This window comes from Maritimibacter alkaliphilus HTCC2654, from assembly GCF_000152805.1.
GTDB lineage: Bacteria > Pseudomonadota > Alphaproteobacteria > Rhodobacterales > Rhodobacteraceae > Maritimibacter > Maritimibacter alkaliphilus.
On sequence record NZ_AAMT01000013.1, the window covers coordinates 49,468 to 73,422 of the forward strand.

At 58.5% G+C, this 23,955-nt stretch carries 25 protein-coding genes; 20 read left to right on the plus strand and 5 right to left on the minus strand.

Going from position 1 to position 23,955, the window contains the following annotated elements:
• Window positions 1-46 precede the first annotated feature (46 nt).
• From RB2654_RS00285 to RB2654_RS00300, 4 genes are all read left to right on the plus strand, one after another.
• The gene (locus RB2654_RS00285; protein WP_007803479.1) at window positions 47-610 is read left to right on the plus strand and encodes a transglutaminase-like domain-containing protein; all 564 of its coding nucleotides are present in this window, start codon (window positions 47-49) and stop codon (window positions 608-610) included.
• On the plus strand, window positions 600-1,565 hold the full coding sequence (locus tag RB2654_RS00290) for a cation diffusion facilitator family transporter (RefSeq protein ID WP_008327363.1): 966 nt from the start codon (window positions 600-602) through the stop codon (window positions 1,563-1,565). The genes RB2654_RS00285 and RB2654_RS00290 overlap by 11 nt, the downstream gene beginning before the upstream one ends.
• Window positions 1,537-1,848, plus strand: coding sequence for a SpoIIAA family protein (locus tag RB2654_RS00295; protein WP_007803481.1), 312 nt, complete (start codon window positions 1,537-1,539; stop codon window positions 1,846-1,848). The genes RB2654_RS00290 and RB2654_RS00295 overlap by 29 nt, the downstream gene beginning before the upstream one ends.
• Window positions 1,849-2,201: 353 nt before the next feature.
• A complete protein-coding gene (locus RB2654_RS00300) occupies window positions 2,202-2,897 on the plus strand; it encodes a hypothetical protein (protein WP_173674657.1) in 696 nt (231 codons plus the stop codon).
• Between the two features lie 517 nt (window positions 2,898-3,414).
• On the opposite strand, the gene RB2654_RS00310 is transcribed toward RB2654_RS00300, so the two are convergent.
• The gene (locus tag RB2654_RS00310) at window positions 3,415-3,672 is read right to left on the minus strand and encodes a helix-turn-helix domain-containing protein (protein WP_008327365.1); all 258 of its coding nucleotides are present in this window, start codon (window positions 3,670-3,672) and stop codon (window positions 3,415-3,417) included.
• Window positions 3,673-3,796: 124 nt separating this feature from the next.
• On the minus strand, window positions 3,797-4,048 hold the full coding sequence (locus RB2654_RS00315; RefSeq protein WP_008327366.1) for a hypothetical protein: 252 nt from the start codon (window positions 4,046-4,048) through the stop codon (window positions 3,797-3,799).
• 210 nt (window positions 4,049-4,258) lie between these two features.
• Here RB2654_RS00315 and RB2654_RS00320 point away from each other — a divergent pair, with 210 nt between their 5' ends.
• The 16 genes from RB2654_RS00320 to RB2654_RS00395 all read left to right on the plus strand — a co-directional run bounded on the left by RB2654_RS00320 (window position 4,259) and on the right by RB2654_RS00395 (window position 17,372).
• Window positions 4,259-4,627, plus strand: a complete 369-nt coding sequence (locus tag RB2654_RS00320; RefSeq protein WP_008327368.1) for a hypothetical protein — start codon at window positions 4,259-4,261, stop codon at window positions 4,625-4,627.
• Window positions 4,628-4,670: 43 nt separating this feature from the next.
• A complete protein-coding gene (locus RB2654_RS00325) occupies window positions 4,671-5,285 on the plus strand; it encodes a lytic transglycosylase domain-containing protein (protein ID WP_008327370.1) in 615 nt (204 codons plus the stop codon).
• Entirely contained in the window at window positions 5,282-5,575 is a 294-nt protein-coding gene (locus RB2654_RS00330; protein WP_008327371.1) for a TrbC/VirB2 family protein, read from the plus strand. Before RB2654_RS00325 ends, RB2654_RS00330 begins: the two co-directional genes overlap by 4 nt.
• A complete protein-coding gene (locus RB2654_RS00335; protein ID WP_008327373.1) occupies window positions 5,568-5,846 on the plus strand; it encodes a VirB3 family type IV secretion system protein in 279 nt (92 codons plus the stop codon). The genes RB2654_RS00330 and RB2654_RS00335 overlap by 8 nt, the downstream gene beginning before the upstream one ends.
• Entirely contained in the window at window positions 5,836-8,211 is a 2,376-nt protein-coding gene (locus RB2654_RS00340; protein WP_040884138.1) for a VirB4 family type IV secretion/conjugal transfer ATPase, read from the plus strand. The genes RB2654_RS00335 and RB2654_RS00340 overlap by 11 nt, the downstream gene beginning before the upstream one ends.
• Window positions 8,208-8,375, plus strand: a complete 168-nt coding sequence (locus RB2654_RS23630; protein WP_008327378.1) for a hypothetical protein — start codon at window positions 8,208-8,210, stop codon at window positions 8,373-8,375. Before RB2654_RS00340 ends, RB2654_RS23630 begins: the two co-directional genes overlap by 4 nt.
• Window positions 8,365-9,519 carry a lytic transglycosylase domain-containing protein gene (locus RB2654_RS00345; protein WP_187432410.1) on the plus strand — a complete coding sequence of 385 codons (1,155 nt, stop codon included), beginning with the start codon at window positions 8,365-8,367 and terminating at the stop codon, window positions 9,517-9,519. Before RB2654_RS23630 ends, RB2654_RS00345 begins: the two co-directional genes overlap by 11 nt.
• On the plus strand, window positions 9,519-10,328 hold the full coding sequence (locus RB2654_RS00350) for a type IV secretion system protein (protein ID WP_040884167.1): 810 nt from the start codon (window positions 9,519-9,521) through the stop codon (window positions 10,326-10,328). The genes RB2654_RS00345 and RB2654_RS00350 overlap by 1 nt, the downstream gene beginning before the upstream one ends.
• Before the next feature lie 15 nt (window positions 10,329-10,343).
• On the plus strand, window positions 10,344-10,997 hold the full coding sequence (locus tag RB2654_RS00355) for a VirB8 family type IV secretion system protein (RefSeq protein ID WP_008327383.1): 654 nt from the start codon (window positions 10,344-10,346) through the stop codon (window positions 10,995-10,997).
• A 2-nt stretch (window positions 10,998-10,999) separates the two neighbouring features.
• The gene (locus tag RB2654_RS00360) at window positions 11,000-11,695 is read left to right on the plus strand and encodes a TrbG/VirB9 family P-type conjugative transfer protein (RefSeq protein ID WP_040884169.1); all 696 of its coding nucleotides are present in this window, start codon (window positions 11,000-11,002) and stop codon (window positions 11,693-11,695) included.
• Complete coding sequence (locus RB2654_RS00365; RefSeq protein ID WP_008327387.1) at window positions 11,692-13,071, plus strand: TraB/TrbI/VirB10 family type IV secretion system protein; 1,380 nt, start codon at window positions 11,692-11,694, stop codon at window positions 13,069-13,071. The genes RB2654_RS00360 and RB2654_RS00365 overlap by 4 nt, the downstream gene beginning before the upstream one ends.
• Window positions 13,072-13,075: 4 nt before the next feature.
• On the plus strand, window positions 13,076-14,062 hold the full coding sequence (locus RB2654_RS00370) for an ATPase, T2SS/T4P/T4SS family (RefSeq protein ID WP_008327389.1): 987 nt from the start codon (window positions 13,076-13,078) through the stop codon (window positions 14,060-14,062).
• A complete protein-coding gene (locus RB2654_RS00375) occupies window positions 14,059-14,247 on the plus strand; it encodes a hypothetical protein (protein WP_008327391.1) in 189 nt (62 codons plus the stop codon). The genes RB2654_RS00370 and RB2654_RS00375 overlap by 4 nt, the downstream gene beginning before the upstream one ends.
• A 407-nt stretch (window positions 14,248-14,654) precedes the next feature.
• A complete protein-coding gene (locus RB2654_RS00385) occupies window positions 14,655-15,734 on the plus strand; it encodes a TrbL/VirB6 family protein (RefSeq protein WP_008327400.1) in 1,080 nt (359 codons plus the stop codon).
• Between the two features lie 130 nt (window positions 15,735-15,864).
• Window positions 15,865-16,221 (plus strand): hypothetical protein, encoded by a 357-nt coding sequence (locus RB2654_RS00390; protein WP_008327401.1) that lies wholly within the window; start codon window positions 15,865-15,867, stop codon window positions 16,219-16,221.
• A 29-nt stretch (window positions 16,222-16,250) separates the two neighbouring features.
• On the plus strand, window positions 16,251-17,372 hold the full coding sequence (locus tag RB2654_RS00395; protein WP_040884141.1) for a DUF3800 domain-containing protein: 1,122 nt from the start codon (window positions 16,251-16,253) through the stop codon (window positions 17,370-17,372).
• Between the two features lie 55 nt (window positions 17,373-17,427).
• Here the strand turns inward: RB2654_RS00395 and RB2654_RS22720 are convergent, their stop codons facing one another.
• The 3 genes from RB2654_RS22720 to RB2654_RS00405 all read right to left on the minus strand — a co-directional run bounded on the left by RB2654_RS22720 (window position 17,428) and on the right by RB2654_RS00405 (window position 23,954).
• Window positions 17,428-18,936: an argonaute/piwi family protein gene (locus RB2654_RS22720; RefSeq protein WP_202795867.1), complete on the minus strand. Its 1,509-nt coding sequence runs from the start codon at window positions 18,934-18,936 to the stop codon at window positions 17,428-17,430.
• Complete coding sequence (locus RB2654_RS00400; protein WP_050771919.1) at window positions 18,920-21,709, minus strand: SIR2 family protein; 2,790 nt, start codon at window positions 21,707-21,709, stop codon at window positions 18,920-18,922. The genes RB2654_RS22720 and RB2654_RS00400 overlap by 17 nt, the downstream gene beginning before the upstream one ends.
• Window positions 21,710-21,953: 244 nt before the next feature.
• Window positions 21,954-23,954: a type IV secretory system conjugative DNA transfer family protein gene (locus RB2654_RS00405; protein WP_008327405.1), complete on the minus strand. Its 2,001-nt coding sequence runs from the start codon at window positions 23,952-23,954 to the stop codon at window positions 21,954-21,956.
• Window position 23,955 lies beyond the last annotated feature (1 nt).

Consider the following 23,955-nt stretch of genomic DNA (forward strand, 5'->3'; position numbering starts at 1 on the left):
ACTGTAGCAACTACATATTCTCGTGAACGATTCGAGGAGGTATCCCGTGAACCCCGCCGACCCTCATTTGGCCAAAACCCGGCTGCTGGATTTTGACGCGACCTCAATTGCAAAACTGATCGAGGAGCGCGGCTGGGCAGACCTTCCCAGCGACGACCGAATTGGGGCCATCTACGATTTCGTCAGGAACGAGATTACCTTCGGCTACAACCGCGCCGACGACATTCCGGCGTCCGAGGTCCTCGCAGATGGCCACGGGCAGTGCAACACCAAGGGCACGCTCCTCATGGCCCTGCTGCGTGGCGTGGGAGTTCGCTGCCGACTGCACGGGTTCACAATCCACAAGGCGCTTCAGAGAGGCGTCGTTCCGGAACTCGTCTATCCCCTCGCGCCGTCCGAAATCCTCCACTCCTGGGTAGAGGTGGACTTGGGCGACGGATGGGTCAATCACCGCCAGAACTTCGGATTTGTGCGCGACTTGCTCTATCGCCACGTCATCCGTCACTGGATGAATGCCAGGGTTCGCCGCATCCGCCGCGGAATCTTGCCGCCGGTCCCCGGATTCGATCGGCCGAACCACCGCCATGAGGAGACGAACCGTGCCGCATGATCACGGCCACGCCCACATCGATCCTCAATCCGGTGATCGTCGCGTCTCCATCGCCATCTGGGCCAACGGCCTCCTGACGGTCGCGCAGATCGTCGGCGGGATCCTTTCCGGCAGCCTCGCGCTGATCGCGGATGCCCTCCACAATTTCTCGGACATGGCGTCGCTGGTGATCGCCTTCTTCGCGCGTAAGATCGCTCGCCGCCCGGCGGACAAGCGCATGACCTTCGGCTATGGGCGGGTAGAAATCGTCGCAGCGCTCATCAACTACACGACACTTATCCTGATCGGCTTCTACCTGATCTACGAGGGTGGCATGCGCATGATCGACCCACCAGAGGTACAGGGCTGGACGGTGGTGATCCTGGGCGGTGTGGCACTGGTCGTCGACACGTTGACGGCGCTGCTCACCTATTCGATGCAGAAAGGCAGCGTGAACATCCGTGCGCTCTTCCTGCACAACCTATCGGACGCTTTGGCCTCCGTGGCGGTCATCATCGGCGGCTCGCTCATCCTCCTCTACAACATGCGGTGGGTCGACCCGGCGATCACCATCGGCATCGCTCACTACATCCTCTACCTCGCATTTACCGAGATCGGCGGTCCGATTCGGACGCTGATGCTCGGCAGTCCACCGGATATCGATAATGAAACCGTCGTTCAGGCGATGCGGGGTGTGGATGGTGTCGCGGACGTTCATCACGTGCATCTGTGGCAGATGCAGGAGCACGAGGCGGCTCTGGACTGCCACGTCGTGCTGACAGCGGACGGCTGGGGTCAAATCGAAAAGATCAAGGCCGCGATCAAGGACCGGCTGAAGGACGATTTCAGCATCGGTCATTCGAGTCTGGAATTTGAGCACGAAGACCGCGCACACGAAAACGCTGACCTTTACGGTCACGGCAAACCGGAAAAAGAGGAGGAAAACCATGTTCACCGAGACACTGACAGCTCATGACGACACGATTGGCCTCGCCTGCGAGGGCAAGCTCAGCGAAAGCGACCTGAAACGGATGCACGCCCTGCTTCATGAGCGCCTGCAAGAGACAAGTAAGCCCGGCCTGGTTCTCGATCTCACGAGGTTCGAAGGCTACGATGGGCCGTCCGCTCTGCTCGAAGATCTGAAAATCGACACAGCCCATAGGAATGACTTCCGCCGCGTCGCTGTGGTGGGCGAAGGGGCTTTGTTGGAGTGGGGAACCAGGTTCGCCGACGTGCTGACCACGGCAGAACTCCGTTAGTTCGACCCGGCGGAAATGAAGGCGGCAATCGCCTGGGCAAGTGAAAGGTAGAGTAGCTTTCAATCAGATGCCTTCGCAGAAGACAGCATCTGTTCGAAACCATAAACAAAAGAACTACAGCAGTTGCGAGACCCAAGAGCAATCCGAAAGTTCTGAACATGGTCGCTCCTTTCGCAAAGGAGTAACTTTGGTACGGTGGCACTGCCCTTGCCGGGGCATTATCAAATCGTAATGTTTTAGCGGCTCAGGGCGCCAGTTGGTTAACATAAACTTCATTATGCGACTTTATACTTAGCGTTGCGATAGTATATTATTGTATGTATGCTGAACTCCTATCACGGAGGCTCCACAGCATGCGCCATTTACTCAAGAAGCTCCTCCCCTCGGTCGCAGTCGCTTTGACCGTGACAGGTTCTTCGCTGCCAATACCCGCCCGCGCGCAGACATACCCGATCGATTGCGCGATCCTTTTGTGCCTGTCTGGCGGCTGGCCTGCTTCCGTCCCTTGCGCCCGAGCCCGCGCCGAATTTATCCGGCGGATTACACCTTGGCCGGTCGAACCACCGCTGCAAATCTGGCGCTGTCCCATGGGCGCCTCCTACGAGAACGATCGGTTACAAAACAACGCTGGCGGCATCTTTGAAGCCTTGTACCGAACCGACAGCCGTCGACCGCTTCAATCCTTGCCAGTAGATAATCTCGTTCCCACCGACCTCGCCCTGCGGCTCGTTCAGGACCGCGCGGACATCGATATCAGCGGGCCAGAGTTCAATTTCGTGCGGTCCATCCGCGTCTTCGATGTACGGTATGCACGACAGCACGAGTCCGGGCGCGATGGGGATTGTAACCGAAGCGCGACCGTGGTCCTCGGCACCTACGGGACCCAAGGCGATTTCTCATGGCAGCGATCTTCGATAACTGCCCTGCCCGAGGCCCATGTGGGACTTGAACGTTGGGGCGAGCATTGCCCTGGCATTTACCACCGATCCGTCTTCGTCGATTGGCGTGACTATGACGGCAACTACGGGTTCGAGCAGGTGAACTACTGACCTGCCGCTACGTAGATTTGTCATGGAAGACGGCTTCTTTGGCTTGCACGACCGCACCGCATACGCTTCGCGGTCCACATGCTGTTTGGCGTTTAGGCAAACACCGCGGGTTCGCTCTGTTCACCCGTCGTCGCTTCTTCCGATCCTCGTCAGCGCATCGAAGTCGATTTCTTGCTTCTGTTCGTCACTTATATCCGGCCGGGTTTCCGATACCGGCTGGGGCCCTTGGACGTCCCACATCACCGCATGTGAGCCTGTCCTCCAGCGATAAACCCAACCAACAACACTGCACCCATCGGTCCCGATCAGATTGGCGATCGCGACGCCCTCACCCTTATCTTCGTTCACTGTTTACTGGCTTCCTGCACTGCGGCGCTGCGAATTGCGGCGTGGGGTTGCAGAGCGTTCACTACGACCGCGCGCCGGGCTTCTTTGATGTTGGCTAACTGGTCCTCGATGAGGAAATGATCATCAGACCGGGAAAGTGGGTTCCCGTGTTCTCAACAATTCATTGGCTTCAAATCCTGTGGTCGGGCTCCGTGGCGGCTTCAACGATCGCCAGAACCTCGAACGGGTCAAAGCCGATGGCGCACGCCAAGACGACCAGCTCGACAACGTCGACCCGGCGCTGGCCGCTCTCAAGGCGGGCAATAAGGGACTGGTGGCATCTGAGCCTGTCTGCCAGGTCTTTCTGACCAAGGCCCGCTTTGACACGGGCGTCGACCAACGCCTGACAGAGTGCCACTTGTCCCTTGCTTCTGATTGTCTTTGCCACGCGTCACATACCTTTTGTGACGTCGCTAGCGGATGAAATCTGTTATCTAAAAAGTAGATATATGAGGGTGTTATCGGCGTCTGGTTTCCATGGGCTGCAAGTCTGATGCTCCCGAGGTTGCCCATCAATCCCCTACCAATTGCAGGAACCGGCCATATTCCTCGCTGACTTCGCGCGCTTCCTCGAAGGCGCGGGCCCGTTCACCGTCGAGGCAACGGAAGTAGCTCTGGATATCCTGAATGTAATCTTCGAAGTCGCCGCGGATGATATCCGCATAGTCCCGCGCGGCCTGCGAATCGCTTGGCAGGAAAGGACGGGATGGCGCAAAGCAGGATTCCGCCAAAACCGGCCCAGGAACGCAGATCAGAAGGGCCATAGCTTGCAATGGGAGCAGGCATGTCAACCTTGGGTTTCTCAAACCTGTTATCTCCTTGATCGCGGACACTGGCCGTGACTAGTGTTTGCGTAACCAAACTACAGCCAAAGCACGATATTACATCTTGCGGTTGATAATATACTATCGTAACTCTGGGCTTCAAGTAGGAATGCCTGGGGTCGCGCCATTGGAGAAAGCGTGAGCCGGGCCATGAACTGGGACATCGAAGCACCAAATGTGGTTACGGAAGCCAGGTTCCGCGAACTCGTGGAAAGCGGCTATAGCGCAGAAATCCTGTGCCAAGAGTCGGCACACAAGAAAGGCCCCAGCTATTACGGGGTCTGGATCATGCGTGTTGTCTCTGATGACGGGGTGGAAAAGCTCCTCGTCACCGCCCGCACGCGGACGACCTACAACGATATCAAGATCCGCGAGTTCAAGACGATCTCCGGCGTGGTGTCTTTCTTCATTGGCCTTGGTTTTGCGCATGTCGACCTGCCGCTTGAGGCGGGGACAAGCCGTACGCACAAATTTGCGCCGCCAGACAAAGCCCCATCAGACAAGGGCGCTGGCAGCTAACCTCGTCTGTCTCTGGCTGGTCGCAGCACCTGCCTCAGCGCAAATGGTCCTGGTCATGGAGAGCGACGGCTCCCTGACCCCGTCCCGCTCTCAGAGCAGCTTTGCTCGAAACTACAATGAAGGGATTGGTCAGAGTTCGGCCTCCGATGGGATCGCGATCTTCGGCGAGGTAGAGGCCGAGCAAGAGGGCGTCCAAGTCGCGGCCCTTGCCCGCCCGACTCCCCTGCCCCGCGCCGATGTCCTCTCCGGGATTCAGACCACGGCCTTGCGCTATGCCGGCCATCCCGGCCTGCGTCGCGCGGGGCTTTCCGTGACGGATTGGCTGGCTCTCTATAGGGCCAATATCGAGGTTGAGAGCGCCTACCGCCAGGATACGATTTCAAGTGCAGGTGCCATTGGCCTTGGTCAATTGATGCCAGCGACGGCGCGTAATCTGGGCGTCGACCCGCGTGATCCGCTGCAGAACCTCGACGGCTCCGCCCGCTACCTCGCGATGATGCTGGATACGTTCGGCGATCCGCGCCTTGCCCTCGCAGCATACAACGCCGGACCCGATGCGGTCCGCCAGTATGGCGGCATTCCCCCCTACCGAGAAACCCAGAACCACGTGGCCCGCGTCATGGCCGTCGTAGCCCGATTGGAAGGATCAAATTCATGAGACAGATTTCAAGCCTATTCGTCGCCTCGCTGGCGCTCTTCCTGGTCATTGCCGAACCCGCCCTTGCGCAAAGCATCGACCTCTCGCCGATCCAGAGCCTGTTGCAGGGGATCGTTGATGCGTTGACCGGCCCGCTTGGTGTTGTGATCGCGACGCTCGCCGTGCTGGGCGTCTTCCTCAGCTGGTTCTTCAACATTATCGATCTGCGCCAGGCACTCTGGGTTCTCGTCGGCATCGCAGGCGTCGCCGCTGCCCCCACCATCGTTGCCGCGGTTTTCGCCGGTGGCTGAGCGCTCGCCTCTCTTTCTCGGCCTCGTGCGCCCGCCGAAGCTTCTGGGCCTGCCGATCATGTACGCGATGGTCTGGCTCTTCGGCTCGGTTCTGCTCTTCGTATGGGTCCAGCACATCGCGGTGCTTGGCGTGGCCGCCCTGCTGTACCCGGTGCTTTGGAAGGCAGCGGATTGGGATCCACGCTTCATCGACGTGATGATGACGGCCCTGCAGGAGACACCGCCCACGCGCAACAGGTCCATCCATGGCGGGGACAGCTATGCCCCGTGATGACGCCCGTGGTGCTGCGCTCGATGCCCGCACAATGACGCCAGACTGGTATGCGCGCGAGACCCGCCTCGCGCATATGCTGCCCTATGTAAGCCTCGTCGACGACCAGACCGTGCGGACCCGGGTGAACGAACTCTTCCGCTGCATTCGGCTCGAGGGGATCAACAGCTACACGACCGACGATGCCTATCTCGACAAGGTGACGGCGCTTTTTGCCCGCATCGTCGCGCAGCTCGGGCCGGAATTCAGCTATTACGTCCACAAGGTCTCCAAGGCCATCAAACCTGATCTCGACCCGATCCGTGAGGACAGCTTCGCAGGCGAGGTGGACCGGCGCTGGCGCGCAAAACTCGAGACCAGCGGGCTGCGCGACAAGACGCTGACGCTCACCGTCATTCACCGTCCGCCCCCGAAAAGCCTCCTGCCGTTCCTGAGCCGCAGCGCGCCGGACCGACTGAAGGAGGAGACCCGCAAACGCCTGCAGCGCCTCGGTGAGGCCGTGAACGTCTTCCTCTCGGGGCTTACCGAGCTCAAGCCGCGCCTGCTGTCAGCAGGATCGGGAGAGTTGGTGGGATTTTTGGGCGCGCTGAACACGGGCACCGAGCTGCCGCTCTACCCGGCCAACACCTACGGCTTTCTGTCCTTCAACGTCGCCAATACCCGCGTGACGTTTCACGGCGACCATTTCGAGCTCTCCGAGGGCGTCGTGGGCCACCGCTACGGCAAGAGCTTCACCATCGGAGAATACTCGGAAGGCACCTCCTGCACCATGTTCGACATGCTGAACCTGCCAGTCGACATGATCGTGACGCACTCCTTCACGCCGATCAATTCGAACCTCATGGCGGGCCGCATCAAGCGGCAAAAGCGCCAGATGCAGGCGAGCCAGGACGCCGCCCTATCGCTTATGGAAGCGCTCGACATCGCCGCCGATGATCTGGAGGCCAAACGCCAGAGCTTCGGTGAGCACCACATGGTCGTGACGATCTTCTGCGAAACGCTCGAAGAGCTGCAGACGCTCAGCGCCGAGATCGTGAATGCCGCCGCGACCGAGGGCGTGAAAATGATCGGCGAGCGGGTCGCCGCAAAGGCCCATTACCTCAGCCAGCACCCCGGCAACCAGCCCAAGCGTGTCCGCGCGAGCGCCGTCACCAATCGCAACTTCGCGGATTTTGCGGCCTTCCACCGGACGCAGCTCGGCAAACCCGCAGCACTTACCCCTTGGGGCCGGGTCGTCACTTATTTGCCCACGCCGGAGCAGAGCGCCTACCGGTTTTACTACCACGAGCAGGGCAGCCCGGACAAAGAACCGACCAGCGGGCATACCCTGATCATGGGTCGGCCCGGGTCGGGCAAATCGGTGCTGTCCGCCTTTCTGATGACGCAAGCCCGTCGCGCAGGCGCGCGGATCTTCGTCTTCGATTACCGTCTTGGTATGGAGATGGCGGTCCGCGCCAATGGCGGGCGCTACGCGTCCCTGAACGCCGGTCAGCCCACGGGCCTCAACCCGCTCTGGACCGAGACCGATGCGCGCGGCACCGCCTGGCTCTCGGACTGGCTTGCCACCCTGCTCTACCGCGCCGACAAGCCGCTCACTCCTGCCCAGACCAATCGCATCCAGGAAGTCGTGCGCCAGAACGCGCAGGCCACAAACCCGGCCCTGCGGAACTGGCGGGATTTCGCATCGCTTTTTGTGTCCACCGACGATGGCGGCGATCTGCACCAGCGCCTGCTCGAATGGACCGAGGACGGCCGCTATGGCTGGATCTTCGGGCAGAGCCTCGAGGACACGTTCTCGCTCAAGGGCGATGTGGTGGGCTTCGATCTGACCGGCATTCTCGACAGCGAGGCCGACAAGGAACGGATGGCGGTCCTGTCCTATCTCTTCCGCCGGGTCGAGCGCGAAATCGAGGACCGCCGCCCCACCATCATCGTGATCGACGAGGCCTGGAAGGCCCTCGATAACGCGTATTTCGCCGAGCGGCTGTCGAACTGGCTGGTGACAGCGCGCAAACAGAACACGGTCGCGGTGATGATGACGCAATACGCAAGCCAGCTCGAGCGCACCCGGACCGGCAAGACCATCATCGAGGCGGTGCCGACGCAGATCCTGCTCCCCAATATCCGCGCGCAGCCAGCGGACTACGCCATGCTGAACCTCACGGAGAAGGAGCTCGATGTCCTTCTCAACACGGGCAGCAACAGCCGCTTGGCGCTGATCCGCGACGATCAGGGCTCGATCGTCGTCGATGCCGATCTGAGCGCGCTTGGACCCAATCTCACCATCCTTGGCGGCATGGAAAAGGGCGAAGCGCTTGTCGGCGCCGATTACCGCGACCGCCCTGATTTCTGGAGGCTTTCATGACCCGTATTTTGATGTTCGTTGCCGCGCTCGGTGCGTTGGCCTCCTGTGCCCAGTACCAGGAACCGCAGGCCAATTGCTTCACCTTCCTCGCCTCCACGACAGCCATCTCGCCTGATTGCACCTTCACGCCCCTTGGCGCACCGGAGGGCGACATTGAAGTCTAGCCTGCCTCATATCCTGGCCCTTTGCCTGCTGCCCGGTCTCGCTTTGTCTCAAGGCGTGCCGACCAATGACAGTGGGCTGACCGCGCGTGACATCGTCGAGACTGGCGATCGCGAGGCTGACTTGGCCGTTCAGGCCGACAAGCTTGCCGTGCGCGAACTCATTGCCGAGATCGAACGGGAGCAGCTGGAAACCCTGCAACGCATCCTCGATGCCCAGACCAGCTTCGGCGGTCAGGGCTTGCCGGCTATGGTCTCGGGGCTGGAAAGCGGCAGCGGGGATCCGGCCCGGTCAGTCGAGGCGGTCTATGGCAATGCCGACATCGACCCCAATCCCGGCGGTGCGCAGATGTTCGGGGATGCGGCGGAAAACATCGAGCAGCTCATTATCCGCGTGGCTCAGGAGACCAGCGGCTTTGCCGGCGTTGGCCGCGCGGGCCTCTCCCCGGTCCAATGGCGCGCACTCCTACAGGCGCTGATCTGGCAGGAAAGCCGTTTCACCATCGGTGCACGCTCTCCCGTCGGCGCCTTTGGCCTCACCCAGATCATGCCCGGTACCGCCAGCGATCTGGGCATCAATCCGGAATACTATGACAGCCCTTACCTGCAGGTGCATGGCGGTGCACGCTATCTCGCGACACAGCTCAACACCTTCGACGGCAATATCATCAATGCGCTCGCGGCCTATAACGCGGGACCCGGCCGGGTTTTCGAGTATGGCGGCGTGCCACCCTTTCGCGAGACCCAGCACTACGTCCAGGTGATCCCCGAACGCTATAACCTCTATTTGACCCGTATCGGCGGGATCGAAGCGCTTGGCACGATCGACCCCGCGCTTCTGGCCAATGCCAACCTCTCGCTCACTGGGCACGGCGCGACCTTTTATGGCAGCAACTCACCCGCCGCGATCAGGCAAGCCGCCCTACGTATTGCGGATATCGTCGAACGGATTTCCGAGACCGAGGATGTGCAGGAGAGCGTTGCGCTCAACACTTATGCCCGCGCCGAACTCGTGCGTCTCGTGGCCGCCCGCATCCGGCTTCAGGCCGCCCGCACCCGCGTGCTCTCCGCCGAAGAGCTGGCCCAGGCCAGCGCCCGCATGGCCGAAGGCGCGTTCATGGATTTTACGATCAGGGAGATTGAATGATGGGACATCTGCTCTTGAGGACAGCTTTGGCCACGACACTTGGGGTTGGTCTGCATCTTGGCGCCCTATCCCCCGTCCTCGCGCAAGGCGTGCCCGTCGTCGATACCCAGAACATCGCGCAAAACATCCAGCAGCTGCGGCAGATGATCGAGGACGAGATCTTGCAAAACGAGCAGCTGACGCAGCTCCGCGAACAGCTCGGCCTTCTCACGGACCAACTCGCGGAGCTGCAAAGAACCTACGAGGCCCTCACCCGCCTCGCCGAACTGCCGGAGATCATCCGGACGGAAATGGAAGACGAGTTGAATGGTCTGCTCGACCAGGAGTTCGGCGACATCCTCGCCACGATTGAGGCGATCAAGACTGGGGATTTCTCCGGCCTGTCCGGTTCTGGCGCAGGCGAGATCGAAACACAGATGGACCGGGTGCTGGCCGATCTCGGATTTGACGATGACACCCTCTCGGAAATGGCCACCAGCGGCAATCCCGGGGCCAACCGCGTGGCGACGCAGGCCACCACCGGTGCCCTTGTCTCGGCCGCCGCCCAGAACAGCTATGAGGATGCCGGCCAATCGCTCGAGCGGGTGGACCGCCTTGTCGGGCTCATCGACGACATGGATGAGCTGAAGGAAAGCGTCGATCTCAACACCCGCGTCACGGCGGAACTGGCCATCGCGCTGGTCGCCATGTGGCAGCTCGAAGCGGTGCAGACCGTGGGCGACGGCACAGGCGGCGTGATCGATGCCGCCACCATCGCCGAAGAGCAGCGCTTCATGGACTTTACGCTGCCGGACCTGCGCGCAGACTGATTTGAGGCATGACGCGTGGCGAGTGAACAGGAAATCATCGAAGAAGAGCTGGTCTATGGTGCTCTGCGCCGTGAACGCCTCTGGCAGCGCCTTGGGCTCTTCGGGCTCATCTTCGGCATTCTCGGATGCCTGAGCGCGGCGGCTGTCGCGATCCTCGATGTCGATCCGCCGCCTGTGGTCGTGCCCTATGATCCCGCCACCGGCTTTGCCCTGCCCGAGGCTTCGGTGGGCGCGACGTCTGTCACAGCCAACCAGGCTATCATCGAGGCAGAAGTCTTCCGCTATGTGACCGACCGGGAGGTCTACAACCAGCTCGACAACGACCTGCGCATACGCAGCGTTCTGCACCGCTCGGACGGGGCCGCCGAGAGCGGGCTGCGCCAAATCTGGAACAGCGCCAACGAGAATTACCCGCCGACCGTCTATGGCCCCAATGCCCGGCTCGACGTGGAAATCCTCAGCATCAACCGGATCGGCACCAACCGCGCCACGGTCCGCCTGCGCAAGCGCCTGACGTCTATCAATGGCGTTCAGACAGGCCTCTTCACTGCCACGCTTCTCTTCGAGTTCCGCCCCGAGACCCGCCGCTCCATCGATGAGGTCTGGACCAACCCCTTCGGCTTCACGGTCCTCGAATATTCCGTCCGCTCCGACAGATTGGAGAATTGAATTTGTTCCCTGCTCGACTTTTCATATTGCTGATTGCCCTGTTGCCCGGCCTTGCTTTCGCCGAAGCCATCCCGCGTGGCGGGCCCAATGACAATCGGGTGCGGCTGGCAACATATCAAGAAGGTCAGGTCTACCGCCTCAGCGTGTCGCTCACCCATGTGACCACGGTCGAGTTCGGGGAAGGCGAGAGCATCCGCTCGATCATCGCAGGCGACACGGAGGGCTTCGAGATCGACGGCGTGCCGGGCGGCCAAGCCTTCGCGATCAAGCCCGTCGCGCGCGGGGTGCATACCAATGTGACCGTCTATACCAACCGCCGCAGCTACTACTTCAACGTCCAGGAGACCCGCAGCCCGACCTTCTACGTGGTCCAGTTCCGCTACCCCGAAGACAATGCACGGCCCGCGCGGGCCATCGCGGCACAAGCGCCGAACTACAACTACGGGGCCAGCGCGCGGACCGAGTTCACCCCCACCCGTGTCTGGGATGACGGGACGTTTACGTATTTCGAATTCCCGCGGAACGCGCCGGTGCCCGCGATCTTCCGCTACGGCAATGGCCGAGAACGGACGGTCAACACGCAAGCCACCGAGGACGGCGTGATCCGGGTTTCCGGGGTGAACAGGCAATGGGTGCTGCGGATCGGAGACGAGGTGGTCTGTATCGAGGCCACACCACCTGCGGGAGTGGGATCATGAGCGATACCGAAAACGCGGACCTTGAGAAACGTCTCGCCGCCCTTGAGCAGGGCAAAGGCGCGAGCTCACCCCCTGCCCCGCGACGCTCGCCGCTGCTGGCTTTGGTCGTTGTCCTCGTGATCGGTGCCGGCGGTGCATTGCTCTATCTCCTGTCCCAACCCGAAGAAGAGGAGGCCCTGCCCACGGCCACGCCGGACGTATTTCAAAACGAAGGCGACGGGTTTGGCGCCATCGAAACCCTCCCCCCACCCGAGCCCGAGGTGGTGTTGGCAGCACCCGAACCGGTGGAACCCAACGCCGAGCTTCTGGCGCAGCTCGCCGCCCTTCAGGCCCAGATCGAGGAGTTGCGCAATGCGCCCGAACCCGTCGTCGAGGAAGATACCGCTGCCGCCGAAGCCATCGATGCGCTGACAACCCAAATCGCGGCGCTGCAAGCCGCGTCAGAGGCCGCGCAACAGCAATTTCGCGATGAGCTCACGGCGCGTGATCGCGAACTTGAGCAACTCCGCATGGACCTCGAACTTGCGCAGCTTGAGGCCAACCGGCCCCTTCCCGCGCCCATCGGCCCCACCGAGGACGAATTGCGCGCGCGGGAAGAAGAGCGGCTCCGCCGCGAGGAGGAAGCAAGACGGCTCGCGGAACTTGAACGCCGCGCGGCTGAAGAACGGGCGTTTCAAGAGCGCCGCATCACCTCGCCCACCATCGCCTTTGCCGGCACCTCCGGTGCAAATGAGACGCCTCTGACCGAACGCACCTTCGGCGAAGTGACAGATTTCGTACTGAACGGCGCGCTGCCCACTTCGGTGACGCAAGCTGAGGTCATCGCCAATCCGTCCAACACCATCAACCAGGGCACGATGATCCAGGCCGTCATGGAAACCGCTCTCGACAGTTCCCTGCCCGGCCAGACGCGTGCTGTTGTTTCCGAAGACGTGTTCAGTTTCGATGGCTCCCGCCTCCTGATCCCGCGCGGGTCCCGTCTCATCGGGCGGTATCGTTCTGGCGTCGATATCGCGCAGCGCCGGGTCACCATCGCCTGGGACCGGATCATCCTGCCTGACAATCAAACCATCCAGATCAGCTCCTTCGGGGGCGATGAACTGGGTCGTTCGGGTGTGACCGGCTTTGTCGACACGCGCTTTGATGAACGCTTTGGCTCGGCGGCGTTGATTTCTCTGATCTCCGCAGCGCCAAGCGCCGCTGCGGCAAATGTGCAGGACGAAACCGCCGCGGACGTGCTCGAAGACGTAGGCGATGATCTTGCCGATGCCACGGATAGTGTGATTGGCGACTACCTCTCAATCGGTCCCGTCATTTATGTCGACCAGGGGGCTCGCGTGACGGTGATGGTCGACCGCGATCTGGAGATATTCTGAGCCCATGTCGCTGAGCTATCTCCAAACCTCGCTTGATCGGATCGACGCTGCCGCCCGCGACGATGTCATCGAGATCTGCATCAATCCCGACGGCAGCTGCTGGGGCGAATTCCAGGGCGATCATTTCATGCGAAAGCTGGACCGGGCGTTGACCGCAACCGAAGTGAAAGACCTCGGCAACCAGATCGCCTCCTCCGCCAATACCACGATGAGCAAGGACCGCCCCATCGTCTCGGTCTCGATCACATACAAAGGGCGCCCGATCCGCGCACAGGTCATCACCCCGCCTGCCGTGATCTCGGCGATGTCGATAAGCTTGCGGTTCTTCTCAAGCCTGCCGCTCGACGGGATCGCGCTTGATTTCCTCTATGGCAAGGAGCGCAAGCTCGAAGAACTCCGCCTCGAGAAGACCCGGGAACTGCGTGAAGTGGTGGCCGCGGGCGTGATCGACGATGCGCTGGCCTTTTGCGTCGACAACAAGCTCAACATGATCGTCTCGGGCGGCACCTCCACCGGCAAGACCGTCGCCGCGCGGAAGATCCTCTCTCATGTGCCTGCAGAAGAACGTATCGTCACCATCGAAGAAGCCGCCGAACTTCTGCCGACCCAGCCCAATGCCGTGACCCTCATCGCCAATCGCGACGCGGAGTTCCAGACAGCCGACGTGCTGCTCACCGCAACGTTGCGCATGCGCCCGGATCGCATCATCCTCGGCGAGGTGCGCGGCAAGGAGGCTATGACCTTTCTGGAAGCCATCAACACCGGTCATGGCGGGTCCATGACCACGCTTCACGCAGAAACACCGCAGCTCGCCGTACAGCGTCTGGCCATCGCAGCGCTCAAGACCGAGATCCCGATGACCTATGCCGACATGATCCAATACATCGAAAATTCCATAGACGTGATCATTCAGGCCGGTCGACACGACGGCAGGCGCGGCATCACCGAATTCTACCTCCCCGGAACAACCGAGATCGGAGCTTACCCATGAGGACCTTTGAATATGACATCCTGTTTTTCCAGGTGAAGAAGCAAAAGGACTACGACGCGATGCGAAGCGCCTTGAATGAGCGCGGCGCGGAGGGGTGGGAAGTCATTACAGCTGAAGCCGGTGACTACGGCTATACCACGTTCTTGAAGCGCGAGACCGCTGATACGAAGGCAGCATCAGAATGATGCGAGCCGCTGCAATCGGAAGCCTGCTCGTCGCTCTCAGCGCAACCGCTGGCGTCGCTGAACGGAACCTGACCCCAACGCGCGATAACCCGCCAGATGTCTGTCCCGACCAGCCCCCAGAGCCACAGTGGATCCAGGACATCGATGTGCGCGGTTCCCACAAACGGCTCCTGATCCAACAGATTTATCGGGCACAGAGCATGCAACGCATCGTTGAAGCCCAAAGCTGCGAATGCCCCACGCGGTATCCGTCTTGGGAGGCTGCTGAAGGTGTCTTCGTCGAGCAATTCGCCGCATCTGAATACTGGGACATCGTGGAAGCGACGTCAGAATACCGACGGCAGGCTAATGAGCTTCGGCGCGAAGCCATCCCAATCTGCGAAGCTGCTGGAAACTGGTAGAGCTCCATGAGTGTCGTCACTTACTTCGTGGAAACGGCTGAAGGCTATCTCAATACCGCTGCTGAGACGCAATTTGGTGCGGTCGCCGCAACAGTCGGAACGATGCTGGTACTCGGCACCACGCTCGTTGTCATTCTGGTTTTCATCAACACGATCTACCAGTATCGCGCCATGGACGGGCGCACGGCCTTCTGGCTCGCCGTGAAAGTCGGGCTGATAGGCGCATTTGCAACCAACTGGGTGCAGTTCAACATCCTTGCTGCGGCGATCCTGAACGGGATCGACAGCATTGCCGGGTCGCTCGTGGCCTCAGTCGGCGGTGGTTCACCCGGCCCATCCGGCACCTTCGCAGAGGAGTTCGATGACCTGATTGCGGCGCTCGGGGACTATTTGAATGCCGCGGGGTCTGAACTGAACTGGATGGCCGGTGCCCTGTTGGACACCCTTGGGGTTTTGCTGCTCTCGATCCTCGGTGGCTTGGCGGCGTTCATCGTCGTAGCATCCAGGCTCATGATCGCTCTTCTGATCGGGATCGCGCCGGTCATGATATTCCTGACCCTGTTCGAAGTGACCAAGGATTATTTCGCGCGCTGGCTTTCGGCGCTGATTTCCTTTGCGATGTACCCGATCGTCGTCGCCGGCGTGTTCGCGACCATCACGGGTGTCTCGCGTGCGCTACTTGCTGAGTTGGGCGACCCGGAAGGCGCCTCCAACATCGGCGCGCTCATTCCGTTCTTCATGATGGTGCTGATGGCAAAGGGGTTCATCATCGCAACGCCCTTCCTGGTTCGGACGATCTCCGGCAACATCATGATGCCAGCACTATCGGCTGGGTTCGGGGGAAGCTATGCCTTCGCCAGAGGGCTTGCAGGTAGCCAACAGGTTTACAACCGATACGCCATCGGAGGTGCTACGGGGGCGGAGTATGCAGCGCTGCGTGCGCGCCAATTCTTCGGAGTGCAGGCCTTGCCAAGCCGACCCAATACTGCCGGAGGGCCAACCGCTGCTCCGCCCGGCGACGGGATCGGCACAGGAGCCCGAATGCTCGCGCAGCTTTCAAGGTTGGGTCGCCTCGGCAGGCGGTGACGGCCCAATCCGGTCTTTCGGCCCTACCAGTTTGGCTGCGTTGCCGCACACTCGAAGCCGATATCCACCGATGCCCCTTTCTTCATCTCGCTGGCATGCCTATCTCAAATTGAGACTATTGGAGGAATGAATGGCCTTAACAATGAATATGGACTCGGCAAAGGCCGAACTCTTACTCCGTGCAGCTCTATTAGATGATGCAAGTAACGTTGCCGAGCGACTTGCTGCTCTCAGCGCTGAAATCAGTGTCGACGATGATGGTGAAGCCTGGATATCCCTTGATATGGACCTTTGGCCGGAGGGCAAGGACTCACCCGAAGCTGAAGCCATTGGAAAAATGCTGTGGTTAGAAATCGAGTGGTCGTCGACATCCGGAACATTTCCTTTCGCTTGGCCTGGCCTTGGCGAACACGTCGACAAGACCAAAGACTACTTCAGAATGGTGCTTGATGCCTACGGTGGTCAAAAACCCACCGATAACGCTTAGGTGGGCTAAAATAGAAGGACGCCGATCAATTGTACTGCTATGTCGACGAAAGTGGAAATACTGGCAACAACCTGTTCGATACGGCCCAGCCAGTACTCTACTATGGGCTGCTCACCTCGAAAACAAACCTCGACGTTACTGCTGAGCCACTTCTCAAGGCACTGCGTGCTAGATTGGGTGTGGACCGATTGCATGCAAACGAACTGGGCGTTGCTCGACTGTCCGAAATAGCCACCGATCTTGGGCGTTTCGCATTGAAGCGTGACATCCGCTTCTCCCTATACAAGGTTGCAAAGCCAGACCATGCAATCATCACATTTTTTGACCAGGTTTTCGACGCGGGGCTAAACGAAGCTGTTCCATGGCCTCACTACTGGACCCCTCTACGATACATCCTCACATTCAAGGTGGCCCATCTCTTCGATGAGGAGACCGCAAAAGCTGCGTGGGCTGCTAGGCAAGAAACAAACCCAGCGAGGGCGGCAGAAGCGCTTCAAAAAATCTGCTCGAAGCTGCTTGAACGTATCCCAAGTTTGCCAGACACGCGTTCTCAAGAACTGGTCTCGGGAGCCCTGAAGTGGGCGGCCGCCAACCCGTATGAGATCAGCTATGGATCAGGCAACAAGGACAGCGCTCTACAGATTTCACCGAACCTAGTCGGTTTCCAACAAGTCCTGCAATACATCGCGATCCAAGCACGCAAGCAATCGAGGACCGTCCGAAGCATTGTGGTAGATCGTCAGACGCAATTTAACAAGGCACAGGCGGAGCTTTCAGATATCTATCGAAGACTTAGGGGTCACAAGCAAAGCATGGGCCCTGGCATGCCAGAAATGGACATGACGAATATGCCAGACATCCCTCCGAGGTTTTCTCCTGGCGATGAAAGTTCAGGCCTTGAATTGGTCGACGTAGTCCTCTGGGTTGCTAAACGCAACGAAGACGGTAAGCCAGTTTCTCCGGAACTTGCACAAATGTTCAATGCCTTCGCGAAGAGAGGAAGCACTGACGAGGTATCTCTTGCAGGCCTGGATCGACGATGGAGATTTCTCGTCGATCTTCCTGAGCCTGAAGGCCCGATGCCGGACGAATTGGCTGCCAAATTTGAGGAGTGGGAAAATGATCGAAAGAAAGCTGTGAGTGATTGTTGACACAGTTTTCATGGCGAAGGGTGAGGCGCGTTCAAGCTATGTAAGGTTCCGCGCGCTAAACAAAGTAGCGAAAAGATGTCTCTTCTGGATCCTCGTCACCAAACTCCGTCAAAATTCCTCCGACCCGTCTGGCAAACGACAACGTTATGGGATGCCTACCCTTCAAATCTGCCGTATTCCAATTCATACGCGTGAGGTTCAACGCGTCTCGTGCAGCAATTTCTAGGTTCTCCGATGTCACACCGCGTATCTCAACCGGCTGCGGAATATGCGGTCCGGGATAGGTCCCAACCTCCGGAATCAGCCCCGTTGTGTACAGAAACGTGCGAGTGTCATTGACTGAAAAAACAGTCCCAACTTTTGGCGGATAAGTTCCAAATCTGAATAGCCGCAAGGGACTGGGTGTCAGCGTAATCAGGCTAACGATTGGTATGTCGGCAAGAGCTTGTTGGAAGCCTTCACGCTCGTCGTCGTCGAAATCGCTTGTCTTGTGGACGACAACCCGTAGTGGCGCCGCACCCGTTCGAAGACGATACTCGGAAATAATCCGTTCTCCTAAGTCGAAAGCTTGTTCATAGGACAAGTGTACATTCAGCGCTTGTCCAGGTTCGACCGGAACTCCGCCTCCCCTAATCGCGAAACCTTCGCCGTCGCTTGAGAAGGCATGCGCGAGACTTGAGCGCACGATGTGAGATTTTGCCCTTTCAACGTGATGGAATGTAACCCCCACAAAACACGTTTGCGGACCTTCCGGCCTGAGTCGCCATGGCACCCCCCCAGACTTGTAGTACAAGCCCACGCTGAAGTTCCAAGCCCGGGTCGCAGGATCTTCGCTCTCGTTCGTTTCGTGAAGTAGTTTTCGTGTAACGATTTGAATCGGTAAGCGATACTTAAGAGCTTTGGCTTTAAGTGCGTTGTGTAGATCCCTTTTGATGAGATCGTCAGGCCCTTCTTCAACAGTTTCAAGTAAATCCAACAAGTCGAGTTGGCGAGACTTTTGCCTCTTTGCAAAACTCTTTGCGACGGCTTTGGCTTCGTCAGAGAGCTCCTTAGTCACGTTTCCTGCCCTTTCTCGCACGTCGGGAGGAATGCAGACCAAAACTATATCGGGGCGATTGATTTCGCGCGATGCAAGCTGTTTCAAGGCATCATCATATAGCCCCAAGACCTTAGTGAACCGTACCAGCGGCTCATCCGATCTTATCGCGTCAGCTATTAGATCCCGGCCTTCGGTACCGATCCTTATGGTCATCAAATCAGAAGTAACGATTTTCTTCCGAAAGACTGAGGAGAACCCGTCGAATGAGCGGCGAAGCTTGCTACCTTCGCGCAGGGCACCGATGCCATCTTCGCACCGGTCCAGCCATGCAACGGCACTATCAATTAGCTCGCCAGGTCCGACCAACCCAACCGATATTTTGTCCGGTCTTGCGCTTCCAAAACGCATATCGAAAGGCCCAGCTGATAGCAGTCCTTCCTTAAGATCAGACCCGCTAGCTGCACCGCCAAACTCCAATACGGGGGAAGGTAACTCTGATACAGACAAATCAATCGTCATCTTCATTACCCTCCGAAGATTCGGTTTGGTCTGCCAGTTCGTCATCTATCAGCGATGATAACTGATCAAGTTCCTCTGCCAGCTCTTGGAAATCATCAAACTCACCAACATCGTCTTCACCGAATGCGAACGCACTCTCCTGGTAAGAAGCCGTAGGAAGCCGCGCATGCATGCTGATCGTCGGCGCAAAGTCTTCTACCGTTGCGCCACCTGAGGGCCTTAGTGCAAACAGCTCGCTATTGCCTTCAGCAATCATAGACATCCAAAATGTTGCATCATTGTGAGCGTTGGCATTGAAGTCTTTCGCAGCTCGCTTGGTCGAAAGAGTGTTTGTCTTCTCGCGATTTATGAATTGTCCGTAGCCGTTCCTTGTGAAGGCATAACCGGATGTTAGAGCCAACGCCCAATCGGTGCCAAAGTCCATGAGCCTGAATTCCAGCGCTTTATGCTCGTACCAAAGGATGCTCTGATCTTCGCTCTTTCGCCTCGGACGAACTACGGTTCGCGTCGCCTTTTTAAGCCGTGCACGGTAAGTGATTTTTCGTTCTTCTTCGTCGTCCGTGCGAGTGTAGTAAGCCCGCTTATGTCGATGGTCGTAATAGAGTCCAATATTGCAAATGTGACCGACCACGAAGTCGTTAAGAAGTTTCACAAAGACGTTTCGACCGCCCTCATCGGCAACGAGTTCATCTAGCGAGATCGCCTCAATGTCGCCTGGATCAAAGGGGGTAAGATTTTTCTCAGAGAGGGACGCCAAATCGTAGAGTGTATAGAAGCGGCCATCAAAGACGTGCCCGGGTGGGCACGGCATATCGGCCTTTTTCGCGCTTTCGATGACACGCCAGGCGGCAGACTGAGTACAGCCCGCGTGCCAGATCATCTCTGGCAGATGTGAAAACGGAAGCAAGTTGGAGGCAAATCGAACGACGTCGCTCGATGCCGGAACCGCTGTTTTTGTAATATTGTCTATGGCTTCAGGGCGCGCTTCAATAACGACTTGGAAAGCCCCATTATCGGCAATTGTATCAAAGCTTGCAGTTCCGTTGTTGGCAACGGTTTCGCGCCAAAGATCAGAGAGACCTGATCCCGTATGATCCATCGCGCCACCACCATAGAAAAGGTCAGCGATGACTGGGTTACGGTAACCCTTTAGGTTGCGTCCGCCGTTCTTAATGAAGCTGTCGATCGATTGTTCACCAAGTTTTGTTGCTACTTCTGGGACCAACCCCCCAGGGCTTGTTGCGACAATTCTGTTGGGCGTGACAGAGACTTTTACTGTCTCAGGTTTGCTGTAGTCACGGTGAGCAAGCGAATTTACCACCATCTCTTTGATCGCCAATGGCGAGTATGATCGGACCTGCCTTGAGGTCTCTTCCTTCAATCGAAAATCGTTGTTCACCTTAGACAGAACGTCCAATAGAGCGTCCAGCTGCGCCCAAAGCGACCCTGAAACGGAAGACGTCATTGTTGCCGTGTCTTCACCTTCGCTCGTAAAGTCGACGTCATCACCAAAGCAATCTATCAGCCATTCTCGCGGCCCGCTGGCTTCAAATTCAATGGTGGCAGAAGGAACGTGCCGTTCAACCGATTTACCAAAAAGCAGAACACCGGCCAAAGTCGGTTCTCCGCCATCCGGTGTTGATCTAATGAGATTGAAGGCTTCGGCAGTTTCCAAAGTCCACCCTTCTTCATAGGAATCGGGCGTCCACTGCTTCAGGAACTCACTGTATGCCTTTAGTCTCGTGAACATGAAGACCATGTCCAAATCATCCAAGCTCGCACCGTTACATGGAGACATGTCATTTAAGGGTACGAGCGTACTAGAGGAGGATGTAGGAACTGCTGGGCGAACACCTTCCTCCCTCAAATGGCCCCAAAGCTCTTTCGAGAAGAGCTGATCAAAACCTTGAATTGGAACGGTGGTGAAGTTGCCTCCGAGGCTGCTAGCCAACTCTTTGACTTTCGGAGCCAAAGCATCAGCACCGTCCGCTGAGCGAGTACACCAGTAGATCCCATGCGGAAAAGAGTGCGCCGAGGAAATTTGGCTCAGAAACAGGTTATCCATTACAGACTGTTCATTGCCACGATATCCAACCACAATGATCGGATGATCCATGAGCATCGGCTGAATTCGATCGACAATCTGAGGGTCGAGCGTTCGAACTTCTTCGTCAAGGTTCTTGTCAGTATAGTGGTCAACCGACCCGTGAAGGTATATTAGTTGAGGGTCCCTCGGCGAAGACGAGAACATAACCAGGTCTGAAGCCGTCTTAATGGACGTAATCTGGTGTGGTCGGCCGACCATGTTCTTTGCCTTTTGTAGGCACTCATCAAAGTTGGTCGTAAGGATCGTCGTTACCCATCGTTGGTGGAGTATTTCGGCTAGGCCTAGATAGCCTTCACGAGGGTCAACAGCTGGATTAATCAACGCCTTGAAGAACTGACGGCGATCTTCTGAGACGTTCAGCAGGTGCTTGACAGCAGATGGGTAAAGGTCCGCCAGGTTCTTGTCCTGATCGAACCAGTGTTGCTTAAGCAACCATGGCCAGTAACTTGCCCGTGTCACCGTTGGGTCATCTATCGACCGATCATTTTCAAGACACCATTTGAATTTGACCATAAGCTCAACTGCAGTACCCGCCGCTGGAACACCGGACGTCACAGAGGCACCAGCACCGATCAATATGATTGGCTCTGGTTTTGAGCGGAGCAGCGTTCGGAGCCTGCCTGCTGTAGTAATGGGTATCGATCCTTTGGGATCGTTTCCAACAATGGACATCTAGAAGAATCTTTCGACCTTGTCTCGACGACCTCCATTATATAGCGAATGCGGTTGGAAATCACACCAGATGTGGGAAAATTTGTTCGGAGAAAATAATTGTCGGGAATTTAGCAAGATTCGTTTTTCTCCGAAGTAACGAATGCGCAATCAATGTCCGCTTTGCCGAATTCCGTGAGATTTGCTGACCCCGCAGCGAACTTCCGGTTTCCGCCCGCTCGACCGACATACGATCCTCGCTACCCTATCCGGCAACCAGCTTTTGACCAACATCCTCTCGCAACATCGCTTCCATGTCGTCCAAGCCATCGACGGCGGAGCGCATTTGCGCCTCACCCACGGCACTCGCTGCCTCGGCATCCGTGACTTGGCCCCCAAAATCCATCTCCATCTGTCGTTGTTCCTCGGCGATAACGGCTTGAACGACCGGCGCGGTCTTCTTTGGAACAATGTCAGATTGCCCTGACGATTGACCATCAGCAGCCTGGCGTGCGGCCTCAACGTCGGCCTCGGATCCGCCCGACCCGTCCGGTGGCGGTGTCATCGGCATGGCGCGCATGCTCAGCGGCAGCGTGCCCTGCGACCCACCTCCCCCCGGTTCCGGGAACGGCAACTCGCCCGTCTGCGCCGCGTGGATCGCCTTGAACAGGCGGTCGTCAAAATATTGGATCCGTTTTGCGCGGACCGGCATTTGCGCGTCGATGACCATGACAATCTCGTCGAGAGGCAGGCGGCGCGCTTCATCTTCGGGAAGCAGGGAGCTTTCTTCGGTCCGGGTAGATTGGCTGCGCCCTTCAAAGGGGTTCTTGCCGATGGACTGGGATCGCGTGATGACGGTCTTCGTGGTCTTGCCAACCGCCTTGCTCAGTTCCTCGACGGTCTTCTCATCGGACGGCGTCAGGTAGAGCTTCACGCCGGCATTGCCCTGCAGCGCGCGGCGGGTGTTCTCGCCGTAGATTTCATCAAGGGCGGGGATGGTTTGGGTGACCACAGCCAGGTGACCACGATAGGTGCGCAAGGTCTCGATGCTCTCGACTACGATGGGCATCTTGCCGAGGCGATTGAACTCATCGAGCATGATCATCACCGGCCAGGGCTCGTCCGGTCCGGGATCCTTTTCCTGCATGGCAGAAAGGAGATCGGAAAAGAACAGCCGAATCAATGGCGCGAGGGGTTTCACCATAAGAGGCTGGACGACGAGATAGACCGAAAAGGGTTTCTTGCGGATCGTTCGGAAATCAAAGTCCGACACCGCCGTCGCCTCATCGATGGCCGGGTTTTGCCATTGATCGAGCCCCGAGGTCATCAGAAGCGAGACGTAAGAGGTCAGCGTATCGTTGTTGGTCGAGGCCAGCCGCGTGAAGATCAGCTTGGCGGCCCTGTTGTCGACCTCGTGGCCCCGCGCGAAATACTCGTTCTGCTTGTTCCCGCCCGACGCAGCGATGCGGTAGATTTCGCCCAAGGTCGGGCGCTTGCGCTGGAAGGCCAACAAGCCTGCCGCCACGAAGAGATCGATCCCGCCCTTGAGGAGGCCCTGCACCCGGTCATTGTCGGTCTGCAGGAACAGCGTCGCCAGGAGCTGCAGTTCCATCTGCTGGCGCGCGGGATCTTTCAGCTCAAAGATGCGCAAGAGCGGGTTGTAGCGATGCGTGCGCTTGCCCTCCCAATCGGTGGGGGCAAAGCGATAGACCTTGTCGCCCTGGGCCGCGCGGTGCCGGGCCGTGGCCTCGAAACACTCACCCTTCACATCGAGCGTCACGGCGGAGCCCTGCCAGGTCAGCAGGTTCGGAATGACAAATCCCGTGGTCTTGCCGCGACCCGTGGGCGCAACGATCAGCGCGTGCGGGAAGACCTTCGAGCAGATGTATTTCGCGCGGGATTTTGGTTTGCCGAGTTTGCCGAGGATGAACCCGGTCCCGGGTGCGCCAAAAAACCCGTTGGCCTTCATCTCGCGCGCGGTCTGCCAATGGGTCTGGCCAAACCGTGTGAGGGCTGACCCTGAGAGGGCGAGGCTCAGCATCATGCCAGCGGCGGCAAAGCTGCCGACGATCAGGTGAATAAGTTGCGCGTCCTCAGGGCGGCGATCGAGGATCGCCATGTAGTTCTGCGCGATATAAGCAAAGTCGATTTCTGCCCCGAAGCCGAGATCCTGGTAGGTCAGCACCGCCGAGGCGATGGCATAGCCCATGGCCCCGGTCACCAGCGTGACGAGAAGCACACCGGTCGCGATCCGCGCTTTTCCCATG